The sequence below is a fragment of the Microbacterium sp. AC215 genome, assembly GCF_979258645.1.
In genome coordinates, this window is sequence record NZ_OZ409869.1 from 3,731,521 (window position 1) to 3,744,759 (window position 13,239).

Sequence of the window (13,239 nt, forward strand, 5' to 3'; positions counted from 1 at the left end):
CGCGCGCCGGTATAGACTGACAGGCTGTCGTGCGCCCGTGACGGGCACCGGAACCATTGCGCGACGCGGATCAGGAGAGAATCATGCCCAGGGAACGCGGGGAGAAGGTCGTCGCGACCAATCGTCGCGCACGTCACGACTACAACATCGAGAAGTCGTACGAGGCGGGGATGGTGCTCACCGGCACCGAGGTGAAGTCACTGCGCCAGGGGCGCGCGAACCTGAGCGACGGATATGCGTTCGTCAAGGGGAACGAGGTCTTTCTCGACTCGGTGCACATCCCGGAGTACTCGCAGGGCCACTGGACCAACCATTCGGCGAAGCGCGTCCGCAAGCTGCTGCTGCACCGTGAGGAGATCGCGAAGCTGCAGCACGCGGTCTCCGCCGGCGGCTACACGCTGATCCCGCTGAAGCTGTACTTCTCCGACGGTCGCGCCAAGGTCGAGATCGCTCTCGCCAAGGGAAAGCGCGAGTTCGACAAGCGCCAGACCCTCCGCGAGCGTCAGGACACCCGCGAAGCCGAGCGCGCGATGCGCCTGCGCAACCGCGTGGGGGAGTGATCAGCGCGCGGGCGTGAATCCGAACACGCGTCCGAGGAAAGCGAGCTCCCTCTCGAGGGCGTCGATGATCGTCTCGCTCGACCGGAAGCCATGGCCCTCACCCGGGTACAGCACGTACTCGTGCTCCACACCACTCGTCGCCAGCGCATCGCGGATCGCCTCGGACTGTGCCGGTGGCACGACACGGTCGTCCGCACCCTGCATCAGCAGCACCGGCACGTCGATCCGGTCGGCGTGCGTCAGGGGCGAACGCGCGACGTAGAGTGCCTCCGCCTCGGGCAGCGGACCCACCAGCCCCTCGATGTAGTGCGCCTCGAAGTCGTGGGAGTGCGCGCTCAGCATCCGCAGGTCGACCACTCCGTATCGGCTGATCCCCGCGGCGAACGTCCCTCCCCGCACCAGCGACGAGAGCACCGTCCAACCGCCCGCCGAGCCGCCTCTGATCGCGATGCGGGCGGGATCCGCGAGCCCGGCATCGGCGAGGCCGCGGGCCGCTGCGATCACGTCGTCGACGTCGACCACGCCCCATCCGCCGTCCAGCCGTTCGCGGTACGCACGGCCGTAGCCCGTCGATCCGCCGTAATTGACGTCGAGCACGCCGATGCCGCGGCTCGTCCAGAACGCGACGGCGGCGGACGCCGCGCCGGTCACATGCGCGGTCGGGCCGCCGTGGACGAGCACGATGTAGGGCGGGAGCTCGTCATCCGCGGCCGGAGCGTGGGCCGAGGGATTCGTCGGCGGGTACGCGAAGGCATGGACGGGCCCGTGCGAGCCGTCGACCAGGACCTCGGATGCGGGCGGCATCCACGCAGGATCGGTCGGCGCAGCTCCCGCGACGGCCTCGACGCGACCCGTGTCGACGTCGACGCACCAGACCCCGGGTTCTGTCGTCGAGCTGTTTCCGGAGAGCAGCACGCGGGAGCCCGCGACATCGTCGACACTCACGTGGCCGTCTGCGGGGAGGGGAATGCGGTGGGCGCTGCCGTCGGGGTCGATGACGATGACCCGGTCGCGACCGTTCGTGCGCACAGCCACGACGCGACCGTCGGCGAGCGGGCGGTACCAGCGATTGCCGAGCACCCAGAGGCCGTATCCCGTGTCGGCGTCGTCGTCGATGATCTGCTCCGCCGTGCCGACCGCCTGGGCTCCGCTGACACGCTGTCGGTGCAGAGCCCAGCGGCCCGAGGGATCGTCGGAGTACACGATCTCGTCGTCAGCCGTCCACTCGGGCTGCAGCGCGGCGCGAGTGGACAGCTCTGTGCGCGCGGTGCCGTCCGAGATCACCAACGACGCTCGCTGCCACGGCATCCGATCGCCGGACCACTCGACCCACGCTGCACGAGAACCGTCGGGAGACAGTGCCGGATGAGCGTAGAACGACTCGCCTTCGACGAGGGTCTTCAACAGCGCAGGCCGGTCGGATGCCGACCCGTCGGTCGGGATCTCGACGATGGCGCGTCGGTGAGGGGAGACGGACAGATCCTCCCGCACGGCGAACAGGCGGCCGCTCTGCAGACGCAGACCGCCGTGCGCCGGGCCCGGGGGTGTCAGAGGAACGGGGACACCGCCGCGGGGCATGCGGTGCACGCGCTGATCCTTGGCATCGACGAAGTACAGCGTGCCGTCGGCATCCGCGGTCCACGCCCCGCCGCCGTACTCGTGGACGCGAGACCGAGCACTCCATGGCGCGGGAAGGATCTCGGCACCCGTCGAACTTCGCACGGTCAGGCGACCGCCCTCGGCAGGGATCGACTCACCCCACCAGATCTCGTCAGCCACGAAGGCGCTGCCATCGATCCGCGGAGACGACGCGGCGATCCGGTCGGGGGTGAACGGAGAGGTCCAGGTACCGAACGGCGACGACATGGTTCGAGCCTATGGTGCGTCGACGCCCGCCGTCACCGCCAGGGTGGGAGGGGAGTCAGACCGCGCGCAGCACGGCGACGATCTTGCCGAGGATGACGGACTCGTCGCCGAGGATCGGCTCGAATGCGGAGTTGCGAGGCAGCAGCCAGGTGTGGCCGTCGCGTCGACGGAGAACCTTCACCGTCGCCTCGCCGTCGAGCATGGCGGCGACGATCTCGCCGTTCTCGGCGCTGCTTTGCGACCGCACCACGACCCAGTCGCCGTCGCAGATCGCCGCATCGATCATCGATTCGCCGGACACCTTGAGCATGAACAGGTCGCCCTTGCCGACGAGCTGCCGGGGGAGCGGGAAGATCTCCTCGACCTGCTGGTCGGCGGTGATCGGGACACCTGCGGCGATGCGGCCGACGAGCGGCACGAGCGCCGCATCGCCCACGGGGGTCGCCACATCGGCGGGATTCTCTCCGCTGGTGCCGGGGAGGTCGATGAGCACTTCCATGGCACGGGTCTTGCCGGGGTCGCGTCGCAGATATCCGCTCAGCTCGAGCTGGCCGAGCTGGTGGGTCACGCTGGACAGCGACTTGAGGCCCACGGCGTCGCCGATCTCTCTCATGCTCGGCGGGTACCCGTGACGGCTGATCGACGTCTGGATGACCTCGAGGATCGCCATCTGCTTGGGACTCAGGCTCTTGCGGCGACGGGTGCGCGGGACGTCGGCGTCGGGGGCGGAGATGTCGCTCATGGTGCTCCTCAGGTGTGCGATTCCGGCGTCTCAGTTCGAATGTCGGAGGCCCGTGGTGGGGTGTTGACATCGAAACCGTATCCGAGAATCGCGCCGAAGTGGAAGATCTGTTCGAGCGTGTCGGCCGATTCCCGGACTTCTGTTTCGAAGAACGCTTGACAGATGTTCGAATTCGAAGATAACTTCGGAACGTAGCTTCGCATTCACGGCTCCCGGCCGAGGCGCGAATGCGAACGCTACGCCAACTTCACCGCCCACGCGGTAGATGCAGAGGAGCACGACATGAGCACCATCACCTTCAGCAGTGCAGCAGTCCTTCCGGCTCGTCCGGCGACGCGGCTCAAGCTGACGGCGCGCGGTCGACGTGTCGTTCTCGCTGTCGCGGCCGTGCCGCTCGCAGCCGGGATCGCATTCGCCGCACTCAGCGGCGGCAGTGCGATGGCCTCAGGCGAGCAGACTGCCACGGCATCGTTCGCGACGGTGACGGTGATGCCCGGCGACACGCTGTGGTCGATCGCTGAGAGCGTGGCCCCCGGCGCGGATCCGCGCGACGTGATCGGTGACATCACGCGTCTGAACCTGCTGCGCGGCGGCGAGCTGCAGATCGGCCAGGAGCTGGCGATTCCGGCGCAGTATTCGGAATGAACCCGTGAGGGCCGTTCGATCGAGCGGTGCGGCGCGGATGCGCGTTCACACTCCGTCACCACGAGCGTCTGTGTAGCGAAGGCGGCCTACCATGGGAAGGGTGACTGCATCACTCGCCGACCTCCCTCTTCGCGACGACCTCCGAGGGCTCACGCCCTATGGAGCGCCGCAAGCGCCTCTTCCGATCGCACTCAACGTCAACGAGAACACGCATCCGGTTCCCGACGCGGTCGCCAGTGACATCCTGGACGACATCGCGGTCGCGCTCCGCGATGTCAACCGCTACCCGGATCGCGAGTTCACCACGCTCCGGGAAGGGTTCGCGGAGTATCTCGGTCATGGTCTCGAACCGGCTCAGATCTGGGCAGGCAACGGGTCGAACGAAGTCCTTCAGCACATTCTGCAGGCGTTCGGAGGGCCGGGCCGCACGGCGTTCAGCTTCGCCCCGACCTACTCGATGTATCCGCTGATCTCGAAGGGCACCGGAGCGCGTTGGGTCGCCGGCACCAGGCAGCCCGATTACACGATCACCCCCGAAGAGGCGGCAGCGCAGGTGCGAGATGTCGATCCTGACGTCATCCTGCTGTGCTCGCCGAACAATCCGACAGGCACGCCGCTGGGCCTCGACGTCGTCGAAGCCGTGTACGAGGCGTCGAACGGAATCGTCGTCGTCGACGAGGCGTACCAGGAGTTCGCGCCGCACGACGCGGCATCGGCTCTGACCCTTCTCGAGGGACGACCGCGGCTCGCCGTCTCCCGCACGATGAGCAAGGCCTTCGCCTTCGCGGGTGCCCGCGTGGGGTACCTCGCCGCGGATCCTGCCTTCATCGACGCTCTGCGGCTCGTGCGCCTGCCCTATCACCTCAGCGCTCTCACGCAGGCCGCAGCCGTCGCCGCTCTGCGCAACTCCGACGTGATGCTCGGCATGGTCGAGGAGATCGTCGAGCAGCGGGATCGCATCTCCGCGACACTCGAGGCGCTGGGCTACACCCCGCATGAGTCCTGGTCGAACTTCGTCCTGTTCGGGGGCGTCGCAGAGCCCCAGAAGGTCTGGCAGCAGCTCTACGAGCAGGGTGTTCTCATCCGCGACGTCGGGATCCCCGGGCACCTCCGCGTCACCGCGGGCACCGAGGCGGAGACCACGGCATTCCTCGATGCCCTCGCCTCGATAGGATCGGCTTCATGAGCAGCCCCGCCCAGACCCCGCGCACCGCCACGCGTGTGCGCAGCACGTCGGAGTCCACCGTCGAGCTCGAGCTGAACCTCGACGGCACCGGTGCGAGCCGTATCGACACGTCGGTGCCGTTCTTCGATCACATGCTGACGGCTTTCGCGAAGCACTCGCTCACGGACCTCACGGTGCGCGCCTCGGGGGACACGCAGATCGACGCACACCACACCGTGGAGGACATCTCGATCGTTCTCGGTCAGGCCATCCGTGAGGCGCTGGGCGACAAGTCCGGCATCTCGCGATACGGCGACGCTCTCGTGCCGCTCGACGAAGCGCTCGCGCAGGCTGTCGTGGACATCTCGGGGCGTCCCTATCTCGTTCACACGGGGGAGCCTGCCGGTTTCGAGCACCACCTCATCGGCGGCCACTTCACCGGTTCGCTCGTGCGCCACACGTTCGAGGCCATCACCTTCAACGCGGGACTCACGGTGCACGTACGCGTTCTCGGGGGCCGCGACCCCCACCACATCGCCGAAGCCGAGTACAAGGCATTCGCTCGGGCGTTCCGCCAGGCCAAGGCCCTCGACCCCCTGGTCGACGGCATCCCGTCGACGAAGGGCGCACTGTGAGCAGGGCTCCCCGGGTCGCCGTCTTCGACTACGAATCCGGCAACGTCCACTCGGCTGTCAAGGCGCTCATCGCAGCCGGTGCTGATGCGGTGCTGACGCGCGACCGCACGGAGGCCCTCGAGGCCGACGGTCTCGTGGTGCCCGGAGTCGGCGCGTTCCAGGCCGTCCGCGATGCGCTCTACGCGCACGGCGGGGACGAGATCATCGATCGCCGGCTCGCAGGCGGGCGCCCGGTGCTCGGCATCTGCGTCGGCATGCAGGTTCTGTTCGCGCACGGTGTCGAGCGCGGGCACGATTCCGAGGGTCTCGGCGAATGGCCGGGAGCGGTCACGGAGCTCAACGCGCCGGTGCTGCCGCACATGGGGTGGAACACGGTCGAGCCGGGCGCTGAGTCGGTGCTGTTCAAGGGCATCGAGAACGAACGCTTCTACTTCGTGCATTCCTACGCCGCGCAGTCGTGGGAGCTCGATGTCATCCCGCCGTTCCCTCAGCCGGTGCTCACGTGGTCGACGTACGGCGATCCGTTCCTCGCCGCGGTCGAGAACGGGCCGCTCTCCGCGACGCAGTTCCATCCCGAGAAGTCCGGAGAGGCCGGAATCCAGCTGCTCCGCAACTGGGTCGACAGTCTTCGGTCCTGACGCGTCGGCAGCCCGCTGAGCCGCCGTCGATCCGAACCTCGGACGACCGGTCCGTCGGGTCCTCTGCCGAACGGCTCAGAAGCCTCGGGCGACGGCGGCCGCGGCAGAGAGCCACGACCGCTGCGTCGGCGCCGCAAGTGCACGAAGACGGAGGTGACCGTCGACCATCTCCCGATCGAAGGGGATGCCGACGACTTCGCGCGCGAGCGGCTGATATCCGGCGATGACGTCTGCGACTTCGGCGGGGGATGCCTTCGGGTCCGCCTGGCTGACGACGACCACTGACTCGCGAGCCAGCCGTGCGGATCGCTCGTCGCGGTCTTCGAGTGCCTCGAGCAGCAGCGCCCCGGCCTCGGCATGGTCGTCACGTGTCGTCGTCGCCACGACGATCTGGTCGGCGAGGTCGATCATCCGCAGCCACATCGGATCGGACTCGTCGTTGCCGGAGTCGATGATGATCAGACGGTAGAACTTGGCCGCGATCGCGTGGATGGAGTCGACGTCACTGGGCCGGAGCCGATTCTCGTGGGCCAGTCGGACTGGCTTCGACCGCAGGACGTCGTATTTCTCCTGCGGCTGGTGATGCACGAAGTGCGCGAGGTCGGCTGACTGTCCCTGGGCTCCCAGCAGGCGCTGGGTCTGCGGAAGCAGTTCGAGCAGTGTGCGATCGTGCGCCCCCGTCTCGGTGCGCCAGCCGAGGGTGCCGCGGGTCTGGTTGTTGTCCCAGGCGAGAACCCCGGCGCCGCCGTACTGCGCGAAGACCGCCGACAGCAGCACGGTGGCCGGTGTCTTTCCCGCCCCGCCCTTCCCGTTGACGACAGCGACGGTGCGGGGGCCCGGCCAGTGGCGGCTCACCGCGTGCTCGTCGTCGCGGACGGCGCGTTCGCGAGCGCTCGGGCCGAGGGTGAACCCGACGCGGTTGAGCAGCCCGCGACCGCCCTGACGCGCTGGCTCCTCACGGCGCTCCTCCTGAAGGAACGAGCGACGCCCCACGCCCTGCTCGCGCTGCTGACGACGCGAGGATGCCGAGGACGCCGACTCTGCAGCGGCGGCGTTGGGCGCGGACGGGGCCGAGGCGGGCACCGGCAGCGGCGGAGCGGGCGGTACGTCGGAAGACTGGGGGCGCGGCGCCGTGGCCGCCGGAACGGCGGGCCGCGCGGTGCTGTCCTGAGTCGAAGAGCTCTGCTGTTCCGACCACGCGGTCGGAAGCGATCCGGTCGCAGCGGGCGCACCGGAAGGTGCCGGCGTCGTCGGTACCGCAGGGGCTGCGGGCGATGCGGCTGAGGGCGCGGGCGGTACTGCAGGGGCGGCGGGTGGCGCAGCGGGGACCGAAGGCGGTGCGGAGATCGGTACAGCGGGCGTGGCCGGTCGCGCATCATCGGAAGGAGGAGTTGCGGCGGAGGCTGCTGCCCATGCCGCTGCGGCTCGTGTTCCCGGCGCGGGGGCGGGCTGGGGTGCCGGTCGGGGGTGCGGGGCTGTGGGCTCCGCGTCGGGTCCAGCCGGCATCTGAGCGCGCTCATCCGGAGTCTCGGGAGGCAGCGCATTCCCGCGTCGCAGGGGTCCGCCTCCTCGCGCTTCCGCATCGCGCACCATGGAACATCTCCTCACACACCGAAACAGGGGCGTCATCGAGGCTACCGCGTGGCACGGGAGGTTCTCTGCTGTCATCGTTTTGGAGCGGGCCGATACGCGGGCTAGTGTCGATTCTCGTGCCGACGAATCGGTCTCTCCATCTCACCTGAGGACGTCATGAACGACTTCGCGCAGTCTCCCGCTCTCACCCTGCTTCCCGCCGTCGATGTCGCCGGGGGCAAGGCCGTCCGCCTCACTCAGGGTGAGGCCGGCACCGAGACCAGCTACGGCGACCCGCTCGACGCCGCGGGGGAGTGGGTCGCACAGGGGGCGAAGTGGATCCATCTCGTCGACCTCGATGCCGCTTTCGGACGCGGCAGCAACGCGCCGATCCTCCGCAAGGTCATCAAGCAGTTCAAGAACGTCAACGTCGAGCTGTCCGGCGGCATCCGTGACGACGCGACGCTCGAGGCGGCTCTCGAGAGCGGCGCGACCCGCATCAACCTCGGCACGGCCGCGCTGGAGAACCCCGAGTGGGCCGCCGACGTGATCAGCCGTTACGGCGAAGCGATCGCCGTCGGGCTCGACGTCCGCGGTACGACGCTGGCCGCTCGCGGGTGGACGAAGGAGGGCGGCGACCTCTGGGAGGTGCTCGAGCGCCTCGAGGATGCCGGGTGCAGCCGTTACGTCGTGACCGACGTCACCAAGGACGGGACCCTCAAGGGGCCGAACCTCGAGCTGTTGCGCGAGGTCACAGCCCGCACCCCGAAGCCCGTCGTGGCATCCGGAGGCATCTCGAACCTCGATGACATCGTGGCGCTCCGCGAACTGGTGCCGCTGGGCGTCGAAGGCGCCATCGTCGGCAAGGCACTCTACGCCGGCGCGTTCACGCTGGCTGAGGCGCTGGATGTCGCAGGGGACTGACGACGCCGGGGACCACGGTCCCCACGACCGTCATGGGTCGCACGAGCACCCGTCCAGCGATCGGGGCGACTCGGCCGGTGTGCCCTGGGAAGGCCGCAGCTTCCAGTCGAACCCTCATGCCGCCGACGACGGATCGGCCGACCCGGCTCTGCTCGAGGCGCTGCTGCGTTTTCGGGCGGGCGAGGGCGCTCAGACCGAGGTCGTCGACGCGTTCCGTTCGGCGCGGGTCCTGATCCCGCTCATCGCCGAGAAGGGCGAGGAGGGCGTGGCGCCGAGCGGTCTCGCTGTCGACAAGACTCAGGAGCTCTCGATCGTGACGGTCGCGGCTCCCGACGGTCGTCGCGTGCAGCCGGTGTTCTCGTCGGTCGAGGCGATGCAGCGCTGGGACGCGACGGCCCGCCCGATCCCGGTGGAAGCCGTGCGCGCCGCTCTCGCAGCGTCGGCGGAGGAGACGGATCTGATCGTTCTCGACCCGACGTCGGACACCGAGTTCGTCCTCCGCCGTCCCGCGGTGTGGGCAGTCGCGCAGGGTCATCGGTGGGAGCCGAGTTTCCTGTCGCCCGAGGTCTTCACTGCTCTGCAGGAGAGTGTCGCGCATGAACTCGCCGTGATCGACGTCGCCGTCGCGGCCGGAGACCCGGACGCCCGTCTGCGCGGACCAGAACTGATCGTCATCCTCGAGCTGGTCGACGGGCTCGAGCGCGAGGTGCTCGATGCCGTGCTCGCGCGCCTGGCGCAGCGGTGGGCGGCGGATGATCGCATCGCGGTGCTCGCCGACTCTCTCACCGTGAAGCTGCGTCGCTCGGCCTGACCGGCTCGGTGCTGCCACCGACCGGTCAGCCGCAGCGGCCGGCAGTCCCTAGTTGACCGGGCCTGTCCACTTCTCGCCCGGACCCTTGCCGATCGGGTCGGGAATGGTCGACGCCTCGCGGAACGCGAGCTGCAGCGAGCGCAGCCCGTCTCGGAGGGACCGCGCGTGCATGTCGCTGATCTCCGGTGCGCCGGCGGTGATCAGCCCGGCGAGGGCATTGATGAGCTTGCGCGCCTCATCGAGGTCGAGCTGCTCCGCCGCGTGCGGGTCGTCGGCGAGGCCGAGCTTGACCGCCGCGGCACTCATGAGGTGGACGGCTGCGGTCGTGATGACCTCGACCGCCGGCACATCGGCGATGTCCCGCGTGGCGGAGGACGCCGCCTCCTCCTGCCGTGCCCAGCGCTCTTCGCGCTCGCGTGCAGCCTCATCCGATGCCTGGTTCGTCACTTCGCCTTGCCTTCTGTTAGACTTTGTCGGGCTCCGGAGCGTCATGCTCCGGTACGAAAGAGGATTCACTTCCCACCCGCGCTTGCCGTTCCAGGCTACCGGGTCTTGCACTCCACCGGATCGCGTCGTCAGACGGGGTCCGGCAGGCAGGGTGCGGAGCCGGCGTCTGAATGCCGGTGGGTGGGACGATTCTGATTTCGCCCGGGGTGCTGACAGCATCCTGGTGGCCGAATCCCATCGTCTAAGGAGCTACGCATCAGCGATCCCCGCACCAATGAGCGCATCCGCGTCCCCGAGGTCCGCCTCGTCGGTCCCGCGGGTGAGCAGATCGGCGTCGTCCGCATCGAGGCGGCGCTGCGCCTTGCGCAGGAAGCAGATCTCGACCTCGTCGAGGTCGCGCCCAACTCGAAGCCGCCCGTGGTCAAGATCATGGACTACGGCAAGTTCAAGTACGAAGCCGCCCAGAAGGAGAAGGAAGCTCGCCGCAACCAGGCGAACACCATCCTCAAAGAGGTCCGCTTCCGACTGAAGATCGAGGCGCACGACTACACGACGAAGCTCAAGCGCGCCGAGGGCTTCCTCAAGGCCGGCGACAAGGTGAAGGCCATGATCCTGTTCCGTGGTCGCGAGCAGTCGCGTCCCGAGCAGGGCGTCCGTCTCCTCCGCAAGTTCGCCGAGGATGTCGCCGAGCTCGGAACCGTCGAGTCGAACCCGACCATCGACGGCCGCAACATGGTCATGATCGTGGCTCCGCTCAAGAGCAAGTCCGAGGCGAAGCAGGAGCAGAATGCGGTTCGCGACGCCCAGCGCGCAGCGAACAAGCAGGCCGCCCGCGAAGCCAAGACCGACGCCGACGAGCCGGCCGAGGCCGCAGCGGAATAACTCCCGCCCCCAGACTCCCGCACCGCGGGTTGACACCGTCGCCTGAGAAGGCGCCATACGAAGGAAGAGAAGATGCCGAAGCAGAAGACCCACTCGGGTGCTAAGAAGCGCTTCAAGATCACCGGCAGCGGCAAGCTGAAGAAGCAGCAGGCCGGAATGCGCCACAACCTCGAGCACAAGTCGAGCCGTCGCACCCGCCGCCTCAACCAGGACCAGGTGCTGTCGAAGGCTGACACCAAGGTCGCGAAGAAGCTTCTCGGTCGCTGACGCGCCCGAACGCACGATAGGAACACAGGAAAATGGCAAGAGTCAAGCGGGCGGTAAACGCCCACAAGAAGCGTCGGGTCATCCTCGAGCGCGCCTCCGGCTACCGCGGTCAGCGTTCGCGCCTCTACCGCAAGGCCAAAGAGCAGGTCATCCACTCGCTGGTCTACTCGTACCGTGACCGTCGCAAGCGCAAGGGCGACTTCCGTCGTCTCTGGATCCAGCGCATCAACGCCGCTGCACGTCAGAACGGCATCACGTACAACCGCTTCATCCAGGGCCTCGGTCTCGCGGGCGTCACCGTCGACCGTCGCATGCTCGCCGACCTCGCGGTCAACGACGCAGCGACCTTCACGACGCTGGTCGAGACGGCGAAGAAGGCTCTGCCTTCCGACGTCAACGCTCCGAAGTCGGCTGCGTAAGCAGCTCTTCACCACAGAGGACGCTCTCCTTCGGGAGGGCGTCCTCTGTCGTTCGCCCGGCGTTTGCGCAGGAACGGTCCTGCCGTTCTCTAGACTGTGAACGTGCTGGAGAACCCCCGTTCGCCCCGAGTCCGTGCCGTCGCCAAGCTGACCAAGCGCAGCGCGCGCGCAGAGACAGGGCTCTACCTCCTCGAAGGTCCCCAGGCGGTTCGCGAGGCGCTGACCTACAGTCCTGAGGCGATCGTGGAGCTGTTCGCGACCCCGACCGGCTGGGAGAAGCATCCGGACATCCGCGCGAAGGCATCGGACGCCGGCATCGACGTGGAGTACGTCACGGAGTACGTGCTGAACGCGATGGCCGACACAGTCACTCCGCAGGGGCTGGTGGCCGTCGTCCGGCAGGCGCCCACGTCGGTGCGGGACATCTTCGCGGCATCCCCCCGTCTGGTGGCGATCTGCGAGGAGATCAGGGACCCGGGAAACCTCGGCACGATCATCAGGGCCGCCGATGCGGCGGGAGCCGACGCCGTCGTGCTGACGGGCCGCACGGTCGATCCCTACAACCCGAAGGTCGTGCGCGCCACGACAGGTTCGCTGTTCCATCTGCCCGTGTCCGTGGGCGCAGAGCTCTCGGATGTGGTCGAGAAGGCTCACGCCGCGGGACTCCGGATTCTGGCCGCGGACGTCAAGGGCGAGGATCTTCTTCATGCCCGGGCGGACGGAGTGCTCGCCGAGCCCACGGCGTGGCTGTTCGGCAATGAGGCGCGCGGTCTCGAGGACGAGGCGCTCGCGCAGGCCGACCAGGTGCTGAAGCTGCCGATCTTCGGCCGCGCCGAATCCTTGAACCTCGCCACGGCAGCGAGCGTCTGCCTCTACGAGAGCGCGTTCGCGCAGCGGGCGGCATCCTCGGCCTGATCTCCGGCGGACGAGCGGCCGCCCGTCCTGCTGGTAGGTTTGTCCCTGCTCGAGCGGAGAAGGGGACCCAGGGTCGATGCAGATTCTGATCGTGGAGGACGACGAGCGTGTCGCCGCTGCACTCGAGGCCTTCCTCGCGCGATCCGGGTACGCCACCGTGCGAGCCGCGGACGGAGCCTCCGCGCTGCAGCAGCTGGGTGCGGACACCGAGGTGGTGCTCCTCGACCTCGGTCTGCCCGATGTCGACGGCATCGATCTCTGCCGTCGGATCCGCGCACGCTCCGAGGTGCCGATCGTGATCGTCACCGCACGCAACCAGGTCACGGAGCGCATCAGAGGGTTGCGTGCCGGCGCTGACGATTTCGTCGTCAAGCCCTACGACGTCCACGAGCTCCTCGCCCGGATCGAGGCGGTCACACGACGCTCTCGACCCGTGCGGCCGGAATCCGAGGCGCGCGTACGGCTGCAGGATGGCGAGATCGAGATCGACCTCGTCGCCAGGCAGGTGATCATCGGACGCGCTCCCATCGAACTCACTCGCAAGGAATTCGACATCGTGGCGGTGCTCGCCCGGTACCCCGGCGTCGCCGTGCCGAAGGAGAGACTCATCCGCGAGGTCTGGAACACCGACTGGCGCGGCTTCGGGCACTCGCTCGAGGTGCACGTCGGCGCGATCCGCAAGAAGGCGGGTCAGCGGCATCTGATCGAGACCGTGCGCGGTGTCGGCTATCGGTTGGCCGGGTAGCGTTCG

The 13,239-nt window shown here is 68.3% G+C and carries 16 protein-coding genes; 12 read left to right on the forward strand and 4 right to left on the reverse strand.

The window, feature by feature from the left end; all coding sequences use genetic code 11:
• Window positions 1-83: 83 nt before the first annotated feature.
• Complete coding sequence (gene smpB, locus ACZZZF_RS18220; protein ID WP_053096927.1) at window positions 84-560, forward strand: SsrA-binding protein SmpB; 477 nt, start codon at window positions 84-86, stop codon at window positions 558-560.
• Here smpB and ACZZZF_RS18225 read toward each other — a convergent pair whose 3' ends face one another.
• Both ACZZZF_RS18225 and lexA read right to left on the reverse strand, forming a co-directional pair.
• Window positions 561-2,426, reverse strand: coding sequence for a S9 family peptidase (locus ACZZZF_RS18225; protein WP_463499868.1), 1,866 nt, complete (start codon window positions 2,424-2,426; stop codon window positions 561-563). It lies immediately after the preceding gene.
• Between the two features lie 55 nt (window positions 2,427-2,481).
• The gene (gene lexA / locus ACZZZF_RS18230) at window positions 2,482-3,168 is read right to left on the reverse strand and encodes a transcriptional repressor LexA (protein ID WP_056280140.1); all 687 of its coding nucleotides are present in this window, start codon (window positions 3,166-3,168) and stop codon (window positions 2,482-2,484) included.
• Window positions 3,169-3,450: 282 nt separating this feature from the next.
• On the opposite strand from lexA, the gene ACZZZF_RS18235 reads away from it, so the two are divergent.
• The 4 genes from ACZZZF_RS18235 to hisH all read left to right on the forward strand — a co-directional run bounded on the left by ACZZZF_RS18235 (window position 3,451) and on the right by hisH (window position 6,251).
• Complete coding sequence (locus ACZZZF_RS18235; protein WP_053096921.1) at window positions 3,451-3,813, forward strand: LysM peptidoglycan-binding domain-containing protein; 363 nt, start codon at window positions 3,451-3,453, stop codon at window positions 3,811-3,813.
• 91 nt (window positions 3,814-3,904) lie between these two features.
• A complete protein-coding gene (locus ACZZZF_RS18240) occupies window positions 3,905-4,999 on the forward strand; it encodes a histidinol-phosphate transaminase (RefSeq protein WP_171821927.1) in 1,095 nt (364 codons plus the stop codon).
• Window positions 4,996-5,613 (forward strand): imidazoleglycerol-phosphate dehydratase HisB, encoded by a 618-nt coding sequence (hisB, locus tag ACZZZF_RS18245; protein ID WP_053096918.1) that lies wholly within the window; start codon window positions 4,996-4,998, stop codon window positions 5,611-5,613. Before ACZZZF_RS18240 ends, hisB begins: the two co-directional genes overlap by 4 nt.
• On the forward strand, window positions 5,610-6,251 hold the full coding sequence (gene hisH / locus ACZZZF_RS18250) for an imidazole glycerol phosphate synthase subunit HisH (protein ID WP_056280145.1): 642 nt from the start codon (window positions 5,610-5,612) through the stop codon (window positions 6,249-6,251). Before hisB ends, hisH begins: the two co-directional genes overlap by 4 nt.
• 75 nt (window positions 6,252-6,326) lie before the next feature.
• On the opposite strand, the gene ACZZZF_RS18255 is transcribed toward hisH, so the two are convergent.
• Window positions 6,327-7,334 (reverse strand): MinD/ParA family ATP-binding protein, encoded by a 1,008-nt coding sequence (locus ACZZZF_RS18255; RefSeq protein WP_053096914.1) that lies wholly within the window; start codon window positions 7,332-7,334, stop codon window positions 6,327-6,329.
• Window positions 7,335-8,000: 666 nt separating this feature from the next.
• Between ACZZZF_RS18255 and priA the strand changes: the two genes are divergently transcribed.
• Both priA and ACZZZF_RS18265 read left to right on the forward strand, forming a co-directional pair.
• Window positions 8,001-8,747, forward strand: coding sequence for a bifunctional 1-(5-phosphoribosyl)-5-((5-phosphoribosylamino)methylideneamino)imidazole-4-carboxamide isomerase/phosphoribosylanthranilate isomerase PriA (priA, locus tag ACZZZF_RS18260; protein WP_053096912.1), 747 nt, complete (start codon window positions 8,001-8,003; stop codon window positions 8,745-8,747).
• Window positions 8,731-9,558, forward strand: a complete 828-nt coding sequence (locus tag ACZZZF_RS18265) for an SseB family protein (protein ID WP_463499870.1) — start codon at window positions 8,731-8,733, stop codon at window positions 9,556-9,558. The genes priA and ACZZZF_RS18265 overlap by 17 nt, the downstream gene beginning before the upstream one ends.
• A 48-nt stretch (window positions 9,559-9,606) precedes the next feature.
• Here the strand turns inward: ACZZZF_RS18265 and ACZZZF_RS18270 are convergent, their stop codons facing one another.
• The gene (locus ACZZZF_RS18270) at window positions 9,607-10,005 is read right to left on the reverse strand and encodes a DUF1844 domain-containing protein (RefSeq protein WP_053096908.1); all 399 of its coding nucleotides are present in this window, start codon (window positions 10,003-10,005) and stop codon (window positions 9,607-9,609) included.
• Between the two features lie 231 nt (window positions 10,006-10,236).
• Here ACZZZF_RS18270 and infC point away from each other — a divergent pair, with 231 nt between their 5' ends.
• The 5 genes from infC (at window position 10,237) to ACZZZF_RS18295 (ending at window position 13,233) form a co-directional block, all read left to right on the forward strand.
• Window positions 10,237-10,887: a translation initiation factor IF-3 gene (gene infC, locus ACZZZF_RS18275; RefSeq protein ID WP_072591506.1), complete on the forward strand. Its 651-nt coding sequence runs from the start codon at window positions 10,237-10,239 to the stop codon at window positions 10,885-10,887.
• Between the two features lie 72 nt (window positions 10,888-10,959).
• Window positions 10,960-11,154: a 50S ribosomal protein L35 gene (rpmI, locus tag ACZZZF_RS18280; RefSeq protein ID WP_017828564.1), complete on the forward strand. Its 195-nt coding sequence runs from the start codon at window positions 10,960-10,962 to the stop codon at window positions 11,152-11,154.
• A gap of 32 nt (window positions 11,155-11,186) precedes the next feature.
• Window positions 11,187-11,573, forward strand: a complete 387-nt coding sequence (rplT, locus tag ACZZZF_RS18285; protein WP_045252681.1) for a 50S ribosomal protein L20 — start codon at window positions 11,187-11,189, stop codon at window positions 11,571-11,573.
• Window positions 11,574-11,675: 102 nt separating this feature from the next.
• Entirely contained in the window at window positions 11,676-12,488 is an 813-nt protein-coding gene (locus tag ACZZZF_RS18290) for a TrmH family RNA methyltransferase (protein WP_295105155.1), read from the forward strand.
• A 76-nt stretch (window positions 12,489-12,564) separates the two neighbouring features.
• On the forward strand, window positions 12,565-13,233 hold the full coding sequence (locus ACZZZF_RS18295; protein WP_431738871.1) for a response regulator transcription factor: 669 nt from the start codon (window positions 12,565-12,567) through the stop codon (window positions 13,231-13,233).
• The last annotated feature ends 6 nt before the right edge of the window (window positions 13,234-13,239 follow it).

Coding starts and splice junctions, on each gene's coding strand:
- smpB (WP_053096927.1), top strand. CDS start 84: ATGCCCAGGGAACGCGGGGAGAAGGTCGTCGCGACCAATCGTCGCGCA.
- ACZZZF_RS18295 (WP_431738871.1), top strand. CDS start 12,565: ATGCAGATTCTGATCGTGGAGGACGACGAGCGTGTCGCCGCTGCACTC.
- ACZZZF_RS18240 (WP_171821927.1), top strand. CDS start 3,905: ATGGGAAGGGTGACTGCATCACTCGCCGACCTCCCTCTTCGCGACGAC.
- ACZZZF_RS18265 (WP_463499870.1), top strand. CDS start 8,731: ATGTCGCAGGGGACTGACGACGCCGGGGACCACGGTCCCCACGACCGT.
- ACZZZF_RS18225 (WP_463499868.1), bottom strand. CDS start 2,426: ATGTCGTCGCCGTTCGGTACCTGGACCTCTCCGTTCACCCCCGACCGG.
- rplT (WP_045252681.1), top strand. CDS start 11,187: ATGGCAAGAGTCAAGCGGGCGGTAAACGCCCACAAGAAGCGTCGGGTC.
- lexA (WP_056280140.1), bottom strand. CDS start 3,168: ATGAGCGACATCTCCGCCCCCGACGCCGACGTCCCGCGCACCCGTCGC.
- hisB (WP_053096918.1), top strand. CDS start 4,996: ATGAGCAGCCCCGCCCAGACCCCGCGCACCGCCACGCGTGTGCGCAGC.
- priA (WP_053096912.1), top strand. CDS start 8,001: ATGAACGACTTCGCGCAGTCTCCCGCTCTCACCCTGCTTCCCGCCGTC.
- ACZZZF_RS18235 (WP_053096921.1), top strand. CDS start 3,451: ATGAGCACCATCACCTTCAGCAGTGCAGCAGTCCTTCCGGCTCGTCCG.
- rpmI (WP_017828564.1), top strand. CDS start 10,960: ATGCCGAAGCAGAAGACCCACTCGGGTGCTAAGAAGCGCTTCAAGATC.